Origin of the sequence: Bacillus sp. SIMBA_008 (assembly GCF_046535495.1) — a bacterium.
Classification (GTDB): domain Bacteria; phylum Bacillota; class Bacilli; order Bacillales; family Bacillaceae; genus Bacillus; species Bacillus subtilis.
Map to the genome: position 1 here is coordinate 1 of NZ_JAWRWL010001183.1, position 239 is coordinate 239.

Genomic DNA, 239 nt, shown 5'->3' on the forward strand with positions numbered 1-239 from the left:
TTTTAGTAATATGATGTGTATTTAAGTTAGGATCATCAGAAATTTCATATCCTACTTCTAATCTAATTTCATTTCCTGTAAATGCACTTGAAGAAATAAGTTTATCGATACTTGTCGCAAGATCAAATATACTTTGATGAGAAACAGCTTTAATTTCAATTTTTTGACCTAAAAGGTACTCTTCTTTTTCAAAGAATTTAACATTTGCTTCATCTGAAATCTTTTTTAATAATGGTTTC

General features: G+C 26.4%; 1 pseudogene. It reads right to left on the reverse strand.

Going from position 1 to position 239, the window contains the following annotated elements:
• A pseudogene (locus SB658_RS27195) lies at positions 1 to 239 on the reverse strand (phage portal protein); the annotation flags it as partial.